The sequence below is a fragment of the Rhodanobacter sp. FW106-HT46G03 genome (genome assembly GCF_058789895.1).
The window spans coordinates 3,029,236-3,049,409 of record NZ_JBYTCC010000001.1 but is presented as its reverse complement, the minus strand read 5'-3'; the positions used below and the strand labels follow the sequence as shown (position 1 = coordinate 3,049,409).

Genomic DNA, 20,174 nt, shown 5'->3' with positions numbered 1-20,174 from the left:
CATCATAGCGGCGTACCCGGCAGGCACCTCACCTTGAAAAGCGCGTGTCGCGTCGCCACCGGGGAACACGGTGCCGCGCGCGGCATGTCGAAAGTGGGCGTGTAGTAACATGCTCGATTGGCCCGCGTTGCGGGCCGTTGTCTCATCCACCCGGAAATTCGATGCTCAATCGTGCCCTTACCAGCCTTTTCGGCAGCCGCAACGAACGCGTCGTGCGCCAGTTGCATCGAACCGTCGGACGCATCAACGCGCTCGAGCCCGAGTTCGAGAAATTGACCGATGACGAGCTGCGCGGCAAGACGGCTGCGTTCAAGGAACGTTTTGCCCAGGGTGAATCGCTGGAAAAGCTCCTGCCGGAGGCATTTGCCACCGTGCGCGAGGGCGCCAAGCGCGTGCTCGGCATGCGCCACTACGACGTGCAGCTGGTCGGCGGCATCGTGCTGCATCAGGGCAAGATCGCCGAGATGCGCACCGGCGAAGGCAAGACCCTGGTCGCCACGCTGCCGGTGTACTTGAATGCGCTCGCCGGCAAGGGCGTGCACGTGGTCACCGTGAACGACTACCTGGCGCGGCGCGACGCCGCGCAGATGGGCGCCCTGTACGGTTTTCTCGGCCTTACCACCGATGTGGTGTGGCCGGGCATGGATCACGCCGACAAGCCCAAGGCGTATGCCGCCGACATTACCTACGGCACCAACAACGAGTTCGGTTTTGACTACCTGCGCGACAACATGGCGCTTTCCAAGGAGCAGCGCTATCAGCGCGGCCTCAACTACGCCATTGTCGACGAGGTGGATTCGATCCTGATCGACGAGGCGCGCACACCGCTCATCATTTCCGGCCCCGCCGAGGACTCCCCGCAGCTCTACCTCGCGGTCAACAAGATCGTGCCGCGCATGACGCGTCAGAAGGAAGAGGAAGGCGAAGGCGACTTCTGGGTCGACGAAAAGCAGAAGCAGGTGCATCTGTCCGAAGACGGCATGGAGCACGCCGAGGAATATCTGCACGAAGCCGGCGTCATCACCGCCGACAGCAGCCTGTATGACGCCAAGAACCTCGCTGTCGTGCATCACTTGAACGCCGCGTTGCGCGCGAATGCGATTTACCAGCTCGATGTGGATTACATCGTACGCGACGGCGAAGTGATCATTGTCGACGAGTTCACCGGCCGCACCTTGCCGGGCCGGCGCTGGTCCGACGGTCTGCACCAGGCAGTGGAGGCGAAGGAGGGCGTGCCGATCCAGCGCGAGAACCAGACGCTGGCCACGGTCACCTTCCAGAACCTGTTCCGCATGTACAAGAAGCTGTCCGGCATGACCGGCACCGCGGACACCGAGGCCTACGAGTTCCAGAGCATCTACGGGCTGGAAGTGGTGGTGATTCCCACCAACAAGCCGATGATCCGCAAGGACAACCCCGACCTCGTGTTCCTCGGCCAGCAGGCCAAGTACAACTCGGTGATCGAGGACATCAAGGCCTGCCACGCACGCAGGCAGCCGGTGCTGGTCGGCACCACCTCGATCGAGGTCTCCGAACTGCTCTCCGGGCAGCTCGACAAGGCGCACGTCGTGCATGAGGTGCTGAACGCCAAGCAGCATGAGCGCGAAGCGCAGATCGTCGCCCAGGCCGGGCGGCCGGGGCAGGTCACGATTGCCACCAACATGGCCGGCCGCGGTACCGACATTGTGCTCGGCGGCAGCCTCGAGGCCGAGTTGGCGGCGCTGCCGGCGGGGGCAACCGACGCCGACCGCGCCAAGATCAAGGCGGCATGGCAGCAGCGCCACGAAGAGGTGCTGGTTGCCGGCGGCCTGCACATCATCGGCACCGAGCGGCACGAGTCGCGCCGCATCGACAACCAGCTGCGCGGTCGTTCCGGCCGTCAGGGCGATCCCGGCTCTTCGCGTTTCTACCTGTCGATGGAAGACAACCTCCTGCGCATCTTCGGCGGCGAAGGCCTGGTGCGCTGGATGAAGCGTTTCGGCATGAAGGAGGACGACGCGCTCGAGGACAAGATGATCTCGCGCCAGATCGAGAAGGCGCAGCGCAAGGTCGAGCAGCACAACTTCGACATCCGCAAGCACCTGCTCGAATTCGACGATGTCGCCAACGACCAGCGCAAGGTGATCTACGGGCAGCGCAACGAGCTGCTCGAGGGCGACGATGTCTCGGCCACCGTCGCGGACATCCGTCAGGACGTGATCGAAACCATGGTGCGCAATTTCGTGCCACCCGATTCGATCGACGAGCAGTGGGATATCCCCGGCCTGAATCGCGAGCTGGAATCCAAATTCGGCCTTGCGCTTGAGTTGCCGAAGTGGCTCGAAAGCCAGTCGGAAATGGATTCGCAGATGCTGCTGAACCATGTGCGCGAAAAGCTCGACGAGCTGTTCACGGCGAAGGAGGCGCAGGTCGGTGCGGAAACCATGCGCGCGCTTGAAAAGCACATCATGTTGACCGTGGTCGACAATGCGTGGAAAGAACACCTGGCCAACATGGATTACCTGCGCCAAGGCATCTATCTCGTGGGCTATGCGCAGCAGGACCCGAAGCAGGCGTTCAAGCGCGAGTCGTTCCGCCTGTTCTCCGAAATGCTCGATCGCATCAAGGCCGACGTGGTGCAGATGCTGGCGCGCATCCGCATCCGCAGCGAAGAGGAAGTGGCCGCGATGGAGGCCGAGCAGCAACGCCTGGCCGAGCGCCTGCAGCGGCAGATGCTGGCCAGTGGCGGCGGCGCGCCGGAAGGCGGCGGCCTCGAAGCCGATCCGGCCGCAGTCGCGGCGGCGGCCGGCACCATGCATCTCGCGCAGGCCAATGCGGTCCCGCGCGTCGGGCGCAACGATCCGTGCCCATGCGGCTCGGGCAAGAAGTACAAGCACTGTCACGGGCAGCTGAACTGACGTGAGCCACAGGGAACTCCGCCGAGGCGGAGTTCTTCACGGGAGCGTCTGCATGGGATGGCTTGCGCCGTGGGTCTTCGGTTAGCCCGGCGCGAAGCAGAAGCCTGTACTGGTGCGCGGCGGCGCAACGTGCGATCCACGCATGGATCGCTGACAGCTCGCCTTTGGCGGCCTGTCAGTCCCCGCCGCCGGGTGGTCGTTGGCGGTACGGTTCCGCGTTGACAGTGATGTAGCGCGGCTCATCGAGGTCGATCTGCAACGCGGTGAGCTGGCCGCCCCACACGCAACCGGTGTCGATCGCGTGCACGCCAAGGCCGGCGAAACGACCCAGCGCCGACCAGTGGCCGCATACGATCTGCGTCGCGCGATGGCGCATGCCGGGCACGGCAAACCAGGGATACAGGCCGGGGCGCTGACTGCCCGGTTCGCCCTTGGCATCGAAGTCGATACGACCGTTGACGTCGCAGAAACGCATGCGGGTCAGGAGATTGATCGCCGCGCGCTGGCGATCCAGCCCCTGCAGGCGGTTCGACCAGCCGGCCGGGCGATTGCCGAACAGGTTCTTGAGGATGCGTCCGTGACGCGGGCTGGACAGCTCGCGCTCAACGTCCTGCGCGGCTTTCTGCGCCTGCCGCAGCGTCCATTGCGGCGCCAGCCCGGCGTGGATCATGGTCCAGCCGAGCGCCTCGTCGTGATGCAGCAGCTTTTGCATGCGCAGCCATTCAAGCAGCACCGGTGCGTCTTCGGCGTACAGCACTTCGCGCAGCTCGGGGTTGACCTTGGCCTGGGCCTCGGGCTTGCGCATCGCGATCGCCAGAAGGCTCAGGTCATGGTTGCCGAGGGTGATGACGGTGTGCTCGCGCAGGCTGTGGATCAACCGCAGAGTGGCCAGCGATTGCCCGCCGCGGTTGACCAGATCGCCGCAGAACCAGAGCTGGTCGGCGGCGGGATCAAAATGGATTTTTTCCAGCAGACGCTGCAGCTCCGGGTAGCATCCCTGCACGTCGCCGATCGCGTAAGTGGCCATGCGCGCTGCCCTAGTGCAAGGTGCGCGGGATGGACAGCGTGAAGCGCGGGATCTGCGCGTCGAACCGGGTGCCGTCGTCCGCCAGCATCTGGTAAGTGCCGCCCATGGTGCCGACCGGGGTTTCCAGCACCGCGCCGGAGGTGTACTCGAAATCGTCGCCCGGCCGCATCCACGGCTGCTCGCCCACCACCCCGTCGCCGCGCACTTCTTCCACCTTGCCATTGGCGTCGGTGATGACCCAATGCCGCGCCAGCAGCTGCGCCGGCACGCTGCCCTCGTTGCGCAGCGTGATGGTGTAGGCAAACACGTAACGGTTGTCGTGTGGTCGCGATTGCTCGGACACGAAGCGGGTTTGTACCTGCACGTCGATCGTGTAGGGATCTTTCAGTTTCATGCCGATGATTGTACGGCGTGCGCCGCGCGAAGCGGCGGTTGCAGATCAGGCGGTGCGCAGTGCGGCGTATTGCTGCGCGAGGCGCACGAAATCGGCAGGTGCCAATGCTTCGGCGCGCGCTTGCGGATCGATGCCGACGGTGCGGATCGCGGTGGCGTCGAGCACCCCGCGCAGCGCGTTGCCCAAGGTCTTGCGCCGCTGGCCGAACGCGGCCTTGACCAGTTGCTGCAGCATTTCGGCGTCGACTGCCGGCAACTCGTGCGCAGCACGCGGCACCAGCCGCACCACGGCGGAGTCCACCTTGGGCGGCGGGCGGAACGCCGCCGGCGGCACCTCGAACAGGGGAACCACGTGGCAGGCGAGCTGCAGCATCACCGACAGGCGTCCATACACCTTGCTGCCGGGTGCGGCCGCCATGCGGTCGACCACTTCTTTTTGCAGCATGAAATGCATGTCCCGGATGGCGGTCGCGTGTGCGATGCAGTGGAACAGGATCGGGCTGGAAATGTAGTACGGCAGGTTGCCGGCAATGCGCAACGGTGCACCGCCGCGTTCGCGCGCAAGGGCGCCAAAATCCACCTTCAGCACATCGGCCTGCAGCAGCGTTAGCAACCCGACGGGCGCTGCGCGCGCCATGAGCGCGGGGATCAAGTCGGTATCCAGCTCGATCGCGGTGAGCGTGCCCGCGGCCGCCAGTAGCGGCAAGGTCAGCGCGCCTTCGCCAGGGCCGATTTCCACCAGCGTGTCGTCTGCCTTTGGTGCAATCGCGCGCACGATGTCGTCGATGTAGCGCGTGTCGTGCAGGAAGTGCTGGCCGAAGCTTTTCTTGGGGCGGGCGCTCATGGGGCTTTTCGTGAGGGCGGCCCCTCAGTGCTGAGAGGGAGCGGAGCGGGCGACGAGAGCCATCGCCATCGTGGCTGCAGCGAGCAGGCTGGCGGGATCGGCCGTGCCGGTGCCGGCGAGGTCGAGCGCGGTGCCATGGTCGACCGAGGTGCGGATGAAGGGCAGGCCGAGCGTCATGTTCACGGTGCGGTCGAAAGCCTCGCTTTTCAGCACCGGCAGCGCCTGGTCGTGGTACATCGCGAGCACCGCGTCGTAGCGTGCGCGCTGTGCCGGCACGAAGGCGGTGTCGGCCGGTAACGGACCGATGAGCTGCATGCCTTCGGCGCGCAGCGCGTCCAGCAGCGGAATGATGAGATCCAGTTCCTCGCGACCGAGGTGGCCGTTCTCGCCGGCGTGCGGGTTGAGCCCCAGCACGGCGATGCGCGGCGCGGCAATGCCGAACTGCGTGTGCAGGGCATGGTGCACGATGCGCAGGCAGCGTTCGAGCAGCGCATGGGTGATCGCACCCGGCACTTCACGCAGCGGCAGGTGGGTGGTGGCCAGCGTGACGCGCAGCTCGGGGCTCGCCAGCATCATCACCACGTCGCAGTGCGCGCGCTGGGCGAAGAACTCGGTGTGCCCGGTGAAATCCGCGAAGCCGGCCTCGATCACCGTGGCTTTTTGCAGCGGCGCGGTGACCACGGCGGCGTAGCGGCCGGCCATGCAGCCGTCGGCGGCTGCGCCGAGCGTGGCGATCACGTGCGCGCCGTTGCGTGCATCGGGGTGGCCCGGGTTTTCGGTGGCACCCAGCGGCACGTGGTGCACGCGCAAGGCGCCGGTGGGCCGCGTGTCGAGTGCACGCCCGTCGTCGTCGTACAGGTCGAGGGCGAGGTGGCAGCGCGCCGCGGCGCGGGCAAGCAGATCGCGATCGGTGATGGCAATGAGATCGGCGGCGATCGGCATGGCCGCCAGGCGTGCGATCAGCTCCGGACCGACGCCGGCCGGCTCGCCGGCAGTGATGGCAAGCCGCGGCAACGACATGCGCGTGGCCGCGCTCAGGAAGCTTGCGCGCCGGCGCTCGGCGGCGTGTTGTTGTCGTCGCGCAGTGCCGGCACCAGCACGTGCACGTAGGCGTTGGCACGCAGGTCGCGCAGGAAGTCGTCGTACACCTGCTCGGCCTTGCGGTTGCCGATTGCCTGTCGCGCCTGGTCGCGTTCCATCTGGGTGGTGAGATCGCTCTGGCGCGTGCCTTCGAGTTTCACGATCACCCAGCCGGCGCTGGTCTGGAACGGATGCGAGACTTCGCCATCCTTGAGCTGGCCGAGCTGCTGCGCAATGGCGCTGCCAGCGGCCTGCTGGGTGATCCAGCCCATGTCGCCGCCGAGGTTGGCGCTGGTGTCGTCCGCGGAGTCGTCCTTGGCCAGCTTGGCGAAGTCGGCCTGCTTGGTGGTGAGCCGGGTGTAGAGCTCGTCGGCCTTCTGTTGTGCCTGTGCCGGCGTCAGGAGCTCGCTTGGCTTAATGAGGATCTGGCGCAAGTGGTACTCGGTCATGATCCGCTTGGAGGATGCCCGCTCGCCCACCAGCTTGAGGATGTGGAAGCCGGTCGGACCACGCAGCGCAGCGCTGACCTGACCGGGCTTCATGTTGGCGATGGTGTCGGCAAACGCGGACGGAATCTCGTCCATGCGCCGCCAGCCGAGGTCGCCGCCGTCAAGCGCGTCGGGGGCGTCGGAGTAGCGGATGGCCGCGGCGTTGAAATCCATCCCGCCCTGGATCGCCTTGAGAGCGGCCTCGGCCTTGGCGCCGGCGGCCTGGATCTGGGCGGCATCGGCACCGGATGGAGTGCTGATCTGGATGTGCGCCAGGTGCACTTCGCCGGCCTTGTAGGCGGGGCTGGTGAGCAGGTTGTCGATTTCGCTGTCGGTGACTGATACCTGGTCGCGCACCACGCTCTGGTGCAGGCGCTGCACGGTGAGCTGCTCGGCAATCTGCTGGCGGAACGCGGCGAAATCCTCGCCGTTGCGCTGCACGGCGGCGCGCAATTGATCGGCAGTCATTTTGTTCTGCGCGGCCACTTCGCCCACCGCCTGGTCGACGTCGGTGTCGGCGACGCGAATGCCCTGATCGTCGGCCTTCTGCAACTGCAGTTTCATCAGCACCAGGCGATCGAGCACCTGCTGCTGCAGCACGTTGAGCGGCGGCAGCTGGCCGGATTTGCCGGCGTACTGCTGCTGGATCGAGTGCACCGCGTTGTCGAGTGCGCTCTGCAGGATCACGTCCTCGTTGACCACGGCCACGATGCGGTCCAGCGGTTGCACCTCGCCGGGCTTGGCGGCCGCCGGAGCGGCCTGGTTGAGCAGCTGCGCGTGGACGGGCAAGGCCAGCGCAACGGCGGGCAGGAGCAGGGCAAGGAATCGCTTCATCAGGAAGAGCAGCCGGGGTAGGTGCAGCGGATTATTGATAGCCGAGAATATCACGGCGCAACAGCGGGTCGATCTGGCCGCCGGTCGAGCCCAGCCCCTTGAACACGACCTCGAACATCACCGCGTTGTCGCGCAAGTTGGTCTGTCCCGGTGCCGGGGTGGTGCCGTAGTAGCTCTGGTTGACGTAGCTGCGGTCGACCAGGCGCAAGGTGACGCAGCAACTGTCGAACTCGACGCCAGCCAGCGCTTCGACGGTGCCGTGCAAGGAGTTGACGACACCCTTGACCGGCTCCGCGTAAGTCCATGCGCCGATCAGGCGCCAGCGGTCGGTAAGCGGGTAGACCGCGGAGGCACTGTATTGTTCCATCAGCCCGCGGCGGTAGCGGTAGGCAAAGTTGACCACGCCGTCCGCCCCCAACCGCCCTTGCAGTTGCAGCATCGCCATGTCGGTTTCGCGCGTGTTCGGGCTCCACTGGTAGGCGCTGGACAGCCGCCAGCGGTCGGAAAGTTGCAGATCGAGCTGTGCGACGTAGGCCGAATGCACCCAGTCGGTGGCCGGCCTGCTGGTGTTCGCGCTGTTGGGCAGTTGCACCCGCTGCGGGGTGAAGTAGTGGATCTGGCCGATGCTGGCGGACAGGCGTTCGACGCCGCCGTCGTCGAGCAGGCGCGTGGTCAGCGCTGCGGTGAGGTTGTTGGCGTTCATCTGGCGGTCGGCGCCGGAGAATTGGTTGGTGGAGAAGAGCTGCCAGTAGTCGAAACTCATTCGATTGGTGTCGAACAGCGGCTGCGCGTCCTGGTTGCGGTACGACACGTAGAGGTAATACAGCCGCGGCTCCAGCGTTTGGGTGTAGCTCGATCCGAACAGCGAGGCGTTGCGGTCGAATACGAGGCCGCTGTCCACGCTCACGATCGGCAGCGAGCGGCTTGGCGAGCGGTTCGTGAACGGCGTGGTGACGCCGTTGGCGAGCGCGCCGAAGTAGCCGTAGCGCTGGTAGCCGTTGGAGAGCCGGTAGCCGGTATAGCGCCACGCCACGCGCGGGCGCACAAACCATCCGGGCGCGCCGAAATCGGCGGCCAGCCAGGGCTCGATATCCGCGCGGCCGCCTTCGACGTGGCCCGGCTTGCGAAACGCCACGTACTGATTCTGCATGCCGAACTCGAACCAGCGCGAGAGCGGCAGGTCGAGATTGAAGTTGGCGTACGGCAGCTGGCGGTACGGCAGCGAGGCGTCGGTGAGGAACGGGTTCATGTTCTGGTAGGCGGTGCCGCCCACCGAAGCGTTCCACCACTTGCCGCCGCCGGCGATCTGCGCGTTCGAGGTGAGCGCGTAGACCGGCGAGCCGCCAAGGTTGTTGCCGAAGTCGTAATAGAAGTTGTTGTCCGAGCTGCGGTCGATCGCGGTGGTGAAATTCCAGCTCTGCCACAGCTGCGTGGTATCGCTGAAGGTGACGCGATAACGGTTGGTGTCGGCGGTGTTGGCCGTGGTGCCGAGGTCGTTCGGGCCACGGTCGTTCGCCAAATATTGCGCGTTGAACGTGCCGTGCGAACCGGGCAGGAGATAGCGGAACTCGGCGCCCAGCATCGGGCCGCGCAGGGTATAGATGCGCGGGTCGAGCGTGGCGTCGTAGTTGGGCGCAAGGTTCAGGTAATACGGCACGCTGGCGTAGTAGCCCGAACGGCTGCTATGGCCGAAGGTCGGGTACAGGAAACCGGTCATGCGCCGGTTGTCCACCGGGAAGCTGAACCAGGGCAGGTAGATCAGCGGCAGGCTGCCCACGCGAAAGGTGGCGTTGCGCGCCACGCCGCGACCGGTCTCCTTGTTGACCGTGATCGACTTGCCGCGGAACTCCCACAGGTGGTGGCCCACGTCGCAGGTCGAATAGCTGGCCTGCGAGTAGCGCGTGCGGTCGGCGTCGAACATTTGCGCCTGGCTGGCGGCGCCGTTGCCGCGCGCAGCGAGCATCTGGTAGCGCACGTCGCTGGCGACGCCGGTGGAGGCGTCGTTGTTGCCGTGTACGCGGCTGGCCGCCAGCAGTTGTCCGGCATCCTGGTAATGCACGTTGCCGCGCGCGTCGTAGTCGCTGGTGGTGTTGTTGTAGTCGATGCTGTCGGCGCTGAGCTGCTGGTCGGCACGGTCGAAGCGTGCGTTGCCTTCGAGGTGGTAGACGTCCTGGTTCGAGCTGTCGATGTGCTGCGCGGTGACCAGGGTCTGGCTGGTGGCGCGCGCACTGCTGTCGCGGCTGAGCGTGGGATCGTAGAACCCGAGCATCGCGTTGGGCCGGCACATCGCGTAGTTGTACGGACGCGGCGCGCAATGGAAGGAACCAAGCGGGCACGCCGCCACGCCGCCATCGCGCGCGGGTTTGGGCTGCTGCCCGAAGCTGCTGCCGGCGGCGTCGGCCTGGCCGCCAACCAAGGCAAGGGCGGCCGCAATGGCCAGCAGGCGGCGGCGAGGGAACGAGCGCGTCACAATGGAAGTCCAACGAAGCGAGGCCCGTAAAACTAGCAGAAAGGCCCTGCGGCATATATCCACGACAGCAAGAGGGTTCAGTCATGGGCGAAGTGCGAGAGGCCAAGACCGACGCCGAATGGCGCGCCGAGCTGGGCGCGGATCGGTATGCGGTATGTCGGCAGGCGGCGACCGAGGCACCGTTCAGCGGCAAGTGGTACCGCCACCACGCAGCGGGGACTTACGCATGCACCGCGTGCGGCAACCCGTTGTTTGGTTCGGCGGCCAAGTTCGACTCGCCGTGCGGCTGGCCGAGCTACTTCCAGCCGCTGGCGCCGGAGGCGGTGAGCGAGCACGCGGATACCAGCCACGGCATGCGGCGTACCGAAGTGCGTTGCGCCCAGTGCGGATCGCACCTCGGGCACGTGTTCCCCGACGGCCCGCAGCCGACTGGGTTGCGCTACTGCATCAATTCGCTGGCGCTGGATTTCAAGCCGGCCGGCGAGTGATTCAGTCCATCAGCACTTCGACGTGCGCGGCGGTGCTGGCGGCCAGCGCCTTGAGGTCGTAGCCGCCTTCGAGGGTGGACACCAGCCGTCCGTCGGCGCAGTAGTCGGCGAGGTCGACGAGTTTGGCGGTGATCCACGCGTAGTCTTCGCTGCCCAGGCACAGGTCGGCGAGCGGATCGTTCTGGTGCGCGTCGAAGCCGGCGGAAACCAGCACCAGCTGCGGCTTGAACGCGCGCAGGCGCGGCAGCAGGTCGCCTTCCCACAGTTCGCGAAAAAGGTACGGGCCGTCGCCGGCCGACAACGCGCGGTTGATGATGTTGCCGACGCCGCGTTCGGCCGCCTCGCCGCTGCCGGGGTAGAGCGGCATCTGGTGGCTGGACACGTAGAGCACGCGCGGCTCGCGCCAGAAGATGTCCTGCGTGCCGTTGCCGTGGTGCACGTCGAAATCCACGATCGCCACGCGTTTGAGCCGATGCGCCGCCAGCGCGTGCGCAGCGCCGACGGCAACGTTGTTGAACAGGCAGAAACCCATCGCGGTGTCGTGGGTGGCGTGGTGGCCCGGTGGGCGCACCGCGCAAAAGGCGTGCTGCACATGCCCGGCCAGCACCGTATCGACAGCGGCGACGTTGGCCCCGGCCGCACGCAGTGCGGCTTCGGCGGTGCCGGGCGAGAGCACGGTGTCTTCGTCCAGATACTGCGCATGCCCCGGCGCCACCGGCGCCAGCATGCGTGCGACGTGGGCGGCGGTGTGCACGCGCAGGAGCTGCTGGCGCGTTGCGCGCGGCGCCTCCACGCGGTCAATCCTGGCGAAGCAGTCGCGATCGAGCGCGCGCAACACCGCGGCGAGCCGCGCGGGGGACTCCGGATGGTCGGGGCCGGGGATGTGGTTGAGGCAAGCGGGATGCGTGTACAGCCGCAGCATGCCGCGGTCAGCCGGCCGTCGGCTTGGGGCGCGGGCGCCGTTCGTGGTGCCACAGCACCTCGCCGTGGCCGCTCTCGCGTGCCAGCACGCGACACAGCACAAACAGCAGGTCGGACAACCGATTGAGGTAATGCTGCGGCTGCAGGCGGGTATCGGGTTCCTCGCGGCGCAGCGTGATGACCGCGCGCTCGGCGCGCCGGCACACGGTGCGTGCCAGGTGGCAATGTGCCGCCGCCAGGCCGCCACCGGGCAGGATGAACTCCTTGAGCGGCGGCAGCTGGTCGTTGAAACGGTCGAGGATGGTTTCCAGCTTCGTCACGTCGGCATCCTGCACGGTGACCATGCCGGGGATGCACAACTCGCCGCCCAGATCGAACAGCTCGTGCTGGATCTGGGTAAGGACTTCGCGGATCTCGGCGTTCACGCCATCGCACGCCAGCACGATGCCAAGCGTGCAATTGAGCTCATCCACCGTGCCATAGGCGTTGACGCGCGAGGCATCCTTTGGCACCCGGGTGCCGTCGCCCAGCCCCGTCGTGCCGTTGTCGCCAGTGCGGGTGTAGACCTTCGAGACCCGGTTGCCCATGTGGCCGACTTAGCGCTGGGCCAGACGGTCGTGCTGCGTGCTGCGCGCAAGCTGGGTAGCCAGCGCGTGCAGCACACCACCCAAGGCGACGTAGGCCGCGGTGCCAACCAGGAACGCGGCGTACCAGTCGCCGAGGTTGGCGAACCACGCGCCGAAGCTGCGCGGGCCAGGGACGGTGGCGCTGATCCAGTAGTAGCTGCCGTTGGAGATCAGGTAGCACGCGCCCTCGGCCACCAACAGCGCGCCGACGGCAAGCGCCAGCGTGTGGAGCGTGAGCCCGTTCTGGCGCTTGGCCAGCCAGCTGCCGCCGGCCCAGAGCGCGCCGTAGGCGGGGGCCAGGAACCAGTACGCCGGCGACACGCAGTAGGCACTCCAGAAATCGATGCCCTGGCCGGTGATCACGAAGTAGTCGACCAGCACGGCTTCGGCCAGCAGCAGCGGGAACGCCCAGCGCACTTGTCCGCGCAGCCAGAAACCGGCGAGGAAGAACACCCCCCACGACGCATCCCACAGCGAATGGTCGAGCAGCGAAAGATGGATGCGGGTGACGCCCATCACCACGGCCAAGCCGAGGAAAATGGCGAGGCGCCGGGTAGTCGAGGTGGTCATGAAAACTCCGTGTCGTGCGACGGTTTGCAGGCTTCGGAGTTTAGCGCAAGCCGGCGGGCCGATGCGCCGGCGCTGGCCCGCGTATCATCCCGCGCATGACTGAGACGAATGCTTTCACGCCCGGCGTGCTGATCGTCGGTGGCGGCCTGGTCGGCGCGAGCCTCGCGATCGCGCTGGATGCCGCCGGCGTCGCCGCCACCATGGTCGAGGCCGCCGCGCCACACGTTGCTGCGCAGCCGAGCTACGACGAGCGCAACCTGGCGCTGGCGCGCGCCACCGTCAATGGCCTGGCCGCGATTGGCGTGTGGCCGCACGCGGCGGACCAGGCCACGCCGATCCGCCACATTCGCGTGAGTCGCGCCGGTGAGTTCGGCAGTGCGCGCATGGAGGCGGCCAGCGAGGGCGTCGACGCGCTGGGGTGGACGCTGCCGGCACGCGAGCTGGGTGCGGCGTTGCTGCGCCGGCTCGACGCCTGCACCCAGCTGACGCGGATCGCGCCGGGCAAGCTCGAAGGGCTCGATGCGGTGGCCGATGGTTGGCGCGCGCGCATCCGCACGCCGGATGGCGAACGAGCGGTCATGGCCGCGCTGCTGGTGGGCGCCGATGGCACCGAGTCCTTTGTGCGCCAGACGCTGGGTATCGACGCCGCACGCTTCGACTACGAGCAGACGTTGTTTGTCGCTACCGTCACGCCAGAGCGGGCGCATGAAAACCGTGCGTTCGAGCGGTTTTCCGATGTCGGCCCGGTTGCCATGCTGCCGTTGGCCGAACGTCGCTGCGGACTGGTGTTGACGGTGCCCGCCGCCGACGCCGAAGCCGTTGCGGCATTGAACGACGAGGATTTCATTGCGCTCGCGCAACGCCGTTTCGGTTGGCGGCTCGGGCGGTTGTCGCGGCCGGGTAAGCATCGGCCGTATGCGATCCATCGCGTCGTCGCCGCGCGCGTCACCGGCCCGCGCGCGGTGCTGGTCGGCAACGCTGCGCAGACCGTGCACCCGATTGGTGCGCAAGGCTTCAACCTCGGCCTGCGTGATGCGCTGACACTGGCCGAGCTGGTGGCTGGCGCAAGCGACCCCGGTGCGGCCTCGCTGCTGGCCGACTACGCCACCCGCCGCGCGCCCGACCGCGACGGCACACTGCGCATGAGCCACGGACTGGTGCGGCTGGCCTGCCTGGCGCAACCGGCACTGGCGCCGCTGCGTTCGCTGGCCCTGCTGGCGCACGACCGTGTGGCACCGCTGCAACACCTGCTGGCGCGGCACGGCATGGGTTTTCGCGGCACGCCGCCACGCGCCGTGCTGGAGCGTTTGCCGTGAGCGCGGTCGATCCCGCGCACGCCGCGCGTCGCGGCCCGGCGCTCGACGTTGCCGTGGTCGGCGGCGGCATGGTCGGCGCCGCAGCGGCACTGGCGCTGGCGCGGGCCGGTTTTGCCACCGCCTTGGTCGAGGCGCATGCACCGAAACCGTGGCAGGCCGGTGATGAAGTCGACCTGCGCGTGGTCGGGCTGGCGCCGTCGTCGATCGCGTTGCTCGATGGCCTGGGCGTCTGGACGTCCATTCGCGCAGCGCGAACCGGCCCGTATGCGCAGATGCACGTATGGGATGCGGCAAGTGGTGCGGCGATCCATTTCGATGCCGCGACCGAAGGCCGCGATCTGCTGGGCCATATCGTCGAGAACAACCTCGTGCAGTGGACGCTGTGGCAGGCGCTGGACGCCGCCGGCGTCCAGCGGCGGTGTCCGGCGGCGGTGAGCGGCCTGGACGTGCGCGCGGATCGCGTCCAGCTCGAGTTGGCCGATGGCGGCACGTTCGGCGCGCGGCTGGTGGTAGCCGCCGATGGCGCAGCATCGCCGTTGCGCAAGCTGGCCGGCATCGCGGTGCGCAGTCGCGACTACGCGCAACGGGCGGTGGTGGCGCATGTTGCGACGGAACGCCCGCATGCACAAACCGCCTGGCAGCGATTCCTGCCGACCGGCCCGCTCGCCCTGCTGCCGCTGGCGGATGGCCGCAGCTCGGTGGTGTGGAGCCTGCCCGAGGCCGAGGCACAACGGGTGCTGGCACTCGGCGACGCGGATTTCTGCAATGAGCTTGGTGTGGCGAGCGACTTCCGCCTGGGGCGCATCACCGCGACCACGCGGCGGGCCGCGTTTCCACTCAAGCTGCAATTGGCGAGAACCTATCAGGCCGAACGACTGGTGCTGCTGGGTGATGCCGCGCACGCGGTGCATCCGCTCGCCGGGCAGGGCGTGAACCTTGGCCTGCGCGACGTGGTGGAGTTGCGCGACACCTTGCTCGCTGCGCGCGCGGCCGGTGCGGATTTTGCCGCGGCGCACGTGTTGCGCCGCTATGCCCGGCGCCGGCGCAGCGCGGATACGCTGGATGCCTGCAGTTTCGACGCGCTGGCGCGCGCGTTCGCGTGGCGGTTGCTGCCGGCGGTGGCGGCGCGCGGCGTCGGTGTCGCGGTGCTCGATCGTGTAACTCCGCTCAAGCGGCAACTTGCGCGGCACGCGGCGGGAGTCTGATTTATCTTCGGGTGGCCGCGCACAGCGCGGGCGGCACGACAAGCTGGCTGATCGGAGGAAACGACATGCGTTACATCCGGTATCTCGCGGCATGCATGCTGGCGACAAGCACGTTCGGCGTGCAGGCAAAGATGGTGCACAAGACGGTGGAGTGGACGCAGGGCGGCACGCAGTTCCACAGCGTGCTGGTCTATGACGATGCGAGCACGGCGAAACGTCCCGGACTGGTGATGGTGCCCAACTGGTTCGGCGTGAACGACGCCGCGATCAAAAAGGCCGAAGACATCGCCGGCAAGGACTACGTCATCCTGCTGACCGACATGTACGGCGCAAGCGTGCGCCCGACGCCGGGCCATGCCGACCAGGCGCAGGCCGCGGTGAAGCCGCTGTATGCCGACCGCAAGCTGATGCGTGCGCGCATCAACGCAGCGCTCGCGCAGCTCAGGGCGCAGGCTGGCAGCGCGCCGATCGATACCGCGAAGCTGGGGGCCATCGGCTTCTGCTTTGGCGGCGCGGTGGTGCTCGACCTGGCGCGCAGTGGTGCCGACGTGGCTGCCGTGGTGTCCTTCCACGGTGATCTGTCCACCGACGACGCCAAGCTGGCGAAACACATCAAGGCGAACGTGCTGGCGATGAACGGCGCGGACGACACCTGGACGATGAAGGACGCCGATGCCTTCATGGCCGAGATGCGGCAAAGCCCGGCGGACTGGCAGTTCGTGGTGCTTGGCCACGCCGTGCACTGTTTCACCGAAGTCGGCGAGAACTCGCCGGGCTGCAAGTACGACGCGAAAGCCGCCGCCCGCAGCTACCGGCTGATGCACGGCTGGCTCGCCGGGGCGTTTGCGGGCAAGCCGTGACCAAGGCGGGTTGCGGGCGGGTGTGACGCGGTGGACTTATTTCGCGGCGTCCCACGCTTCCATCCCGCCAGTCACGCTGTAGACGTGGGTGAAGCCGTGCGCGATGTAGCGCTCGGCCACGGTACGGCAGGAGATGCCGCGCATGCAGATGAAGGCGATCTCGGTGTCCTTCGGCAGCGTGCCGATCACGCCATCGCCCTCGTCTTCGAGGATGCGCGCCTGCGGCAGCGCCGGCAGCCCGTCGCGCGAAGCCGCGGAGCGCACGTCGACCAGGGTGATGTCACCCTTGGCCAGGCGCGCCTTGAGCGTGGCGACGTCGAGGTCGCGGATCTTGCCGGAGCCGGGAAAACTCAGGCTCAGGCCTTCGCCCTGTGCGGTGGAGACCCAGTCGATCACGATGCCCTTGGCGCGCTGCGCGCTGTCCGGGTCGAAGTGGATTTCCAGGCCGTTCGAGCTGGCGACGATGTCGCTGTCGCCGGCCGGCGCAAGCTGGAACCCGGCGCTCTGGTCGCGGCCGATTTCGAGATGCAGCGCGAGGCCGTCGGCGTGCTCCATGCTTTCGCGGATCGCCTTGGCGGCGGCGTCGGTCACGGTGATTTCCGGCGGCGTGCGATCCGGTGCCGGCAGCTTGAACAGCGCGTGCAGTTCGCCGCTGCCATACATCTGGCGGATGATGTCGGCGCCGCCGACCAGCTCACCGTTGACGTAGAGCTGCGGGATCGTCGGCCAGTTGCCGTACTCCTTGATGCCGTCGCGGATCTCGGCATCCTCCAGCACGTTCACCGTGTGGTACTCGGGCAAGAGCTCGTTGAGGATGTTGGTGGCCGCGGCCGAAAATCCGCACATCGGCTGCTGGCGGTCGCCCTTCATGAACAGCACCACCGGGTGGTTCTGAAGCAGCGTTTCGATACGTTCGCGGGTGGCGGAATCTAGCGACGACATGGATGGCTCCGGCTGGGGATCTCTGATGATACCGCCGATGGGCGGCGTGCCCGGCGGATGCGCGTCAAGCGCTGGCGAGCGCCGCGGCGGCCACCGGCAGTGCGTGCTCGGCCCAGTGCGCGTATTGCGCGGCGGCGGGGTGCAGGCCGTCCGCCGCGAGGGCCTCGCCCGTGCGGCGCGAGATGCCGGTGATGTCGACCCAGTGCGCGCCGGCGGCGTGTACCTCGGCCCGCGCGGCGGCATTGAAGGTGTCGATCTCGGTGCCGATGCGCACGGTGTCGCGCCCGCTGGCGGCAGCGAAGGGGGTCACACCCCAGTCGGGGATCGACAACGCCAGCACGTGCCCCGCGCGGTTGCCGGCCAGGGCGACGGCGCGCGCGAGCAAGGCACGAAACTCGGCGCGGTAGGCATCCAGCGGGTAGCCGCGGTACTGGTTGTTGACGCCGATCAGCAGGCTGACGAGGTCGTACGGCGGCTCGAAGCGCGCTGTATCCATGGCCAGCGCAAGCTCATCCGTCGTCCAGCCGGTGGTGGCCACCAGCGTTGGCGCCTCGATGCCCAGCGCCGCCGCCAGCCGCAGCGGCCAGCGCGCGTCGGCGGCGACGCCTTCGCCAATGGTGTAGGAGTCGCCGAGCGCGAGGTAGCGCCCGCTCAAGCGACGGCGCGCCGTGGCTGCTCTTCGGCCATCCGGGCGAGCACGCGCTCCATGCGCACGAACACTTCGCGCAATTGCGCCGGCTGCGGCAGCAGGGTCAGGCGCAGGTGGCGGCTCTCCGGCACGTTGAAGCTCGAACCGGGCACCACCAGCACCGACTCCTGTTCGAGCAGGCGCAGCGCGAAAGTCTCGTCGTCGAACGCGGCGATACGGTCGGTGCGGATCTGCGGAAACGCGTACAGCGCACCGGCCGGCTTCACCACGGCAAGGAACTCGCTGGCGGCAACGCCTTCGACCACCGCGCGGCGCGCCTCGTGCAGGCGGCCGCCGGGCGCGGTCAGCGCGCGGATCGTGGCCGGGCCGTGCAGCGCCACCGGAATCGTCCACTGCGCGGTGACATTGGCGCACAGGCGCAGCGCGGCCAGCAGTTGCAGCGCGTCGCGATACTCGGCGCTGCGCTGCAGGTTGCCGGAAAGGCTGAGCCAGCCCACGCGGTAGCCGCAGGCGCGGTACACCTTGGACAGCCCGCCAAAGCTCACGCATGGCAGGTCGCCGGCCACTTCCGCCAGCGGCTGGAACACCGCGCCGTCGTACAGCACCTCGTCGTAGATTTCGTCGACCAGCAGCAACAGGTTGTGCCGTGCGGCGACCGCGACGATGCGTTCGAGCAGTGCGCGCGGGTAGTTCGCGCCGGTCGGGTTGTTGGGGTTGATCAGTACCAATGCGCGCGTGCGCGGGGTCACCAGCGCCTCGATCTCGTCCGCGTCCGGCAGATGGTCGTTTTCGGCGAGGCAGGGGTAATAGCGCGGCGTGCCACCGTTCAGGATGGTGGCGGCGCTCCACAGCGGGTAGTCCGGACTGGGCAGCAGCACCTCATCGCCCGGTTGCAGCAGGGCGCGCAGGCTCAGGTCGATCAGCTCGCTCACGCCGTTGCCGATGAAGATGCGCTCGATCGACACTTGCTGTGCGCCGCGTGCGCGCTGCTGCTCGGCAATCGCCTCGCGCGCCACGTCCAGGCCCTGCTCGTGGCAATACGCCTCGCTGTCGTGCAGGTGTGCGGCAATCGCTTCGCGCAGATGCGCTGGCGTCTCGAACCCGTAGCGCGCCGGGTTGCCGATGTTGAGCTTGATGATTTCGTGCCCGGCGGCGTCGAGCTCGCGTGCGCGGCGGGTAAGCGCGCCGCGGATCTCGTAGCGCACGTCGGCCAAATGGGAGCTGGGATTGATCGAAGCCACCGCGAACATCCTCGAAAACCGGCGCCAGCGCCGATGCAGCGCCGATCCTAGCAGCGTTGTGCGGTGCAGCGCGAGCCGGTGCGCGGCCGGCTGTCGGGCAATTTCGGGGCAAGGCATAATGTGGCCGTCTGCCGGAAACCTCCCATGAGCGACGCCGAAACCCTCGAACGATTGCGGCACATCGGCTGGCGCGGCGACGTGCTGCCGGTGCGTCCGCTGGCCCGTGTGGTGGCACAACACCGCGCGGGCTATGCCTTGCACGACGGCAACGCGGAGTTCGGTGCGCAGCCCGCCGGGCAGTTCCTGAAACGCGGCATCGACCCCGCGACGCGGCCGGTGGTCGGCGATTTCGTCGAATATGAACCCGGTCATCCGGCGCATATTCTGACCGTATTGCCGCGCCGCACCGTGCTTTCGCGCGCGGCCGCCGGCGAGCGCTACCTGCGCCAGGTGATCGCCACCAACATCGACTACGTGCTGGTGCTGACCGGGCTCGACGGCGACTACAGCGCTGCCCGCATCGAGCGTTATCTCAGCCTGATCGAAGGCTCGGGCGCGCAGCCGGTGGTGCTCCTGAGCAAGCCCGACCTCAACGCCGATGCCACCGAGCGCGTCGCCGAGCTGCGTACGCGGCTGGTGCCCGGTACGCCGATCCACGCCATCAACGGCAAGGATGCCGCCAGCGTCACGGCGCTTGCGCCCTACCTCAAGCTGGGCGACAGCGCGGTGCTGGTGGGCTCCTCCGGCGCCGGCAAATCCACCCTCACCAACACCTTGCTCGGCATCGACAAGATGGCCACCGGTGCGGTGCGCCACCACGACAGCCGCGGCCGCCACACCACCACCCACCGCGCGCTGCTGTGCCTGCCCAGCGGCGGCTGCCTGATCGACACCCCGGGCATGCGCGAGCTGAAACTGACCGGCGAGGAGGATCTGGACCTGTTCGCCGACATCGAGGAACTCGCCACCGCCTGCCGCTTTGCCGACTGCGGCCACGGCAGCGAGCCGGGCTGCGCGGTACAGGCGGCGCTGGTCAGTGGTGAGCTCGCCCCCGAGCGCTGGCGCAATTACCTCAAGCTGCGCGACGAGCGCGAGGAACAGGCCGCCACCCTTGAGGCAAAACTGCGCCGTCAGCGCGGCGGGCGTCCGGTCGAGCGGCCGTTCGTGACGCGCAGTGCGCGCGAGCGGGAATAGCGGCGTGGCGTTGTCGCCGACATCGACCGCCGGCGCGCGCCGATGGTTCGCCGTGGCCATGTCGGTTTCGGGCGCACTGGCCGTCGTTGGTGCCTGGCGAACGGCGGGTGGCCATCACGCCGTGGTCTG

At 67.8% G+C, this 20,174-nt stretch carries 18 protein-coding genes; 6 read left to right on the top strand and 12 right to left on the bottom strand.

The genetic code is table 11. The features are described from left to right. Positions 1 to 161: 161 nt before the first annotated feature. Positions 162 to 2,897, top strand: a complete 2,736-nt coding sequence (gene secA / locus AC3WP6_RS13725) for a preprotein translocase subunit SecA (RefSeq protein ID WP_492628174.1) — start codon at positions 162 to 164, stop codon at positions 2,895 to 2,897. 175 nt (positions 2,898 to 3,072) lie between these two features. On the opposite strand, the gene AC3WP6_RS13720 is transcribed toward secA, so the two are convergent. Genes AC3WP6_RS13720 through AC3WP6_RS13695 form a run of 6 tightly spaced genes read right to left on the bottom strand, consistent with a single transcriptional unit; the run spans position 3,073 to position 10,033 of the window. Continuing rightward, positions 3,073 to 3,924: a symmetrical bis(5'-nucleosyl)-tetraphosphatase gene (locus AC3WP6_RS13720; RefSeq protein WP_492628173.1), complete on the bottom strand. Its 852-nt coding sequence runs from the start codon at positions 3,922 to 3,924 to the stop codon at positions 3,073 to 3,075. Positions 3,925 to 3,934: 10 nt separating this feature from the next. Further along, positions 3,935 to 4,318, bottom strand: a complete 384-nt coding sequence (gene apaG, locus AC3WP6_RS13715; protein WP_492628172.1) for a Co2+/Mg2+ efflux protein ApaG — start codon at positions 4,316 to 4,318, stop codon at positions 3,935 to 3,937. A gap of 45 nt (positions 4,319 to 4,363) precedes the next feature. Next, positions 4,364 to 5,161 (bottom strand): 16S rRNA (adenine(1518)-N(6)/adenine(1519)-N(6))-dimethyltransferase RsmA, encoded by a 798-nt coding sequence (gene rsmA / locus AC3WP6_RS13710; protein WP_492628171.1) that lies wholly within the window; start codon positions 5,159 to 5,161, stop codon positions 4,364 to 4,366. Positions 5,162 to 5,185: 24 nt separating this feature from the next. After that, positions 5,186 to 6,181, bottom strand: coding sequence for a 4-hydroxythreonine-4-phosphate dehydrogenase PdxA (gene pdxA, locus AC3WP6_RS13705; RefSeq protein ID WP_492628170.1), 996 nt, complete (start codon positions 6,179 to 6,181; stop codon positions 5,186 to 5,188). A gap of 14 nt (positions 6,182 to 6,195) precedes the next feature. After that, a complete protein-coding gene (locus AC3WP6_RS13700) occupies positions 6,196 to 7,563 on the bottom strand; it encodes a peptidylprolyl isomerase (RefSeq protein ID WP_492628169.1) in 1,368 nt (455 codons plus the stop codon). A 31-nt stretch (positions 7,564 to 7,594) separates the two neighbouring features. Then, complete coding sequence (locus tag AC3WP6_RS13695) at positions 7,595 to 10,033, bottom strand: LPS-assembly protein LptD (RefSeq protein WP_492628168.1); 2,439 nt, start codon at positions 10,031 to 10,033, stop codon at positions 7,595 to 7,597. Between the two features lie 83 nt (positions 10,034 to 10,116). On the opposite strand from AC3WP6_RS13695, the gene msrB reads away from it, so the two are divergent. After that, positions 10,117 to 10,521 carry a peptide-methionine (R)-S-oxide reductase MsrB gene (gene msrB, locus AC3WP6_RS13690; protein WP_492628167.1) on the top strand — a complete coding sequence of 135 codons (405 nt, stop codon included), beginning with the start codon at positions 10,117 to 10,119 and terminating at the stop codon, positions 10,519 to 10,521. A 1-nt stretch (position 10,522) separates the two neighbouring features. Here the strand turns inward: msrB and AC3WP6_RS13685 are convergent, their stop codons facing one another. The 3 genes from AC3WP6_RS13685 to AC3WP6_RS13675 are packed head-to-tail and all read right to left on the bottom strand — an operon-like array spanning position 10,523 to position 12,638. Then, positions 10,523 to 11,440: a histone deacetylase family protein gene (locus AC3WP6_RS13685; RefSeq protein WP_492628710.1), complete on the bottom strand. Its 918-nt coding sequence runs from the start codon at positions 11,438 to 11,440 to the stop codon at positions 10,523 to 10,525. Positions 11,441 to 11,450: 10 nt separating this feature from the next. Further along, positions 11,451 to 12,029 carry a cob(I)yrinic acid a,c-diamide adenosyltransferase gene (locus AC3WP6_RS13680; RefSeq protein ID WP_492628166.1) on the bottom strand — a complete coding sequence of 193 codons (579 nt, stop codon included), beginning with the start codon at positions 12,027 to 12,029 and terminating at the stop codon, positions 11,451 to 11,453. A gap of 9 nt (positions 12,030 to 12,038) precedes the next feature. Next, on the bottom strand, positions 12,039 to 12,638 hold the full coding sequence (locus tag AC3WP6_RS13675) for a hypothetical protein (protein WP_492628165.1): 600 nt from the start codon (positions 12,636 to 12,638) through the stop codon (positions 12,039 to 12,041). A 95-nt stretch (positions 12,639 to 12,733) separates the two neighbouring features. Between AC3WP6_RS13675 and ubiH the strand changes: the two genes are divergently transcribed. From ubiH to AC3WP6_RS13660, 3 genes are all read left to right on the top strand, one after another. Beyond that, positions 12,734 to 13,954, top strand: coding sequence for a 2-octaprenyl-6-methoxyphenyl hydroxylase (ubiH, locus tag AC3WP6_RS13670; RefSeq protein WP_492628164.1), 1,221 nt, complete (start codon positions 12,734 to 12,736; stop codon positions 13,952 to 13,954). Further along, the gene (locus tag AC3WP6_RS13665) at positions 13,951 to 15,159 is read left to right on the top strand and encodes an FAD-dependent oxidoreductase (RefSeq protein ID WP_492628163.1); all 1,209 of its coding nucleotides are present in this window, start codon (positions 13,951 to 13,953) and stop codon (positions 15,157 to 15,159) included. The genes ubiH and AC3WP6_RS13665 overlap by 4 nt, the downstream gene beginning before the upstream one ends. A 65-nt stretch (positions 15,160 to 15,224) precedes the next feature. After that, positions 15,225 to 16,019: a dienelactone hydrolase family protein gene (locus tag AC3WP6_RS13660; RefSeq protein WP_492628162.1), complete on the top strand. Its 795-nt coding sequence runs from the start codon at positions 15,225 to 15,227 to the stop codon at positions 16,017 to 16,019. A 36-nt stretch (positions 16,020 to 16,055) separates the two neighbouring features. Here the strand turns inward: AC3WP6_RS13660 and grxD are convergent, their stop codons facing one another. The 3 genes from grxD to AC3WP6_RS13645 form a co-directional block, all read right to left on the bottom strand. After that, the gene (gene grxD, locus AC3WP6_RS13655; protein WP_492628161.1) at positions 16,056 to 16,961 is read right to left on the bottom strand and encodes a Grx4 family monothiol glutaredoxin; all 906 of its coding nucleotides are present in this window, start codon (positions 16,959 to 16,961) and stop codon (positions 16,056 to 16,058) included. Positions 16,962 to 17,025: 64 nt separating this feature from the next. Next, positions 17,026 to 17,616 carry a GDSL-type esterase/lipase family protein gene (locus AC3WP6_RS13650; protein ID WP_492628160.1) on the bottom strand — a complete coding sequence of 197 codons (591 nt, stop codon included), beginning with the start codon at positions 17,614 to 17,616 and terminating at the stop codon, positions 17,026 to 17,028. Next, positions 17,613 to 18,851, bottom strand: a complete 1,239-nt coding sequence (locus AC3WP6_RS13645; protein ID WP_492628159.1) for an aminotransferase class I/II-fold pyridoxal phosphate-dependent enzyme — start codon at positions 18,849 to 18,851, stop codon at positions 17,613 to 17,615. Before AC3WP6_RS13645 ends, AC3WP6_RS13650 begins: the two co-directional genes overlap by 4 nt. Positions 18,852 to 18,995: 144 nt before the next feature. Between AC3WP6_RS13645 and rsgA the strand changes: the two genes are divergently transcribed. Beyond that, a complete protein-coding gene (rsgA, locus tag AC3WP6_RS13640) occupies positions 18,996 to 20,045 on the top strand; it encodes a ribosome small subunit-dependent GTPase A (protein ID WP_492628158.1) in 1,050 nt (349 codons plus the stop codon). Positions 20,046 to 20,174 lie beyond the last annotated feature (129 nt).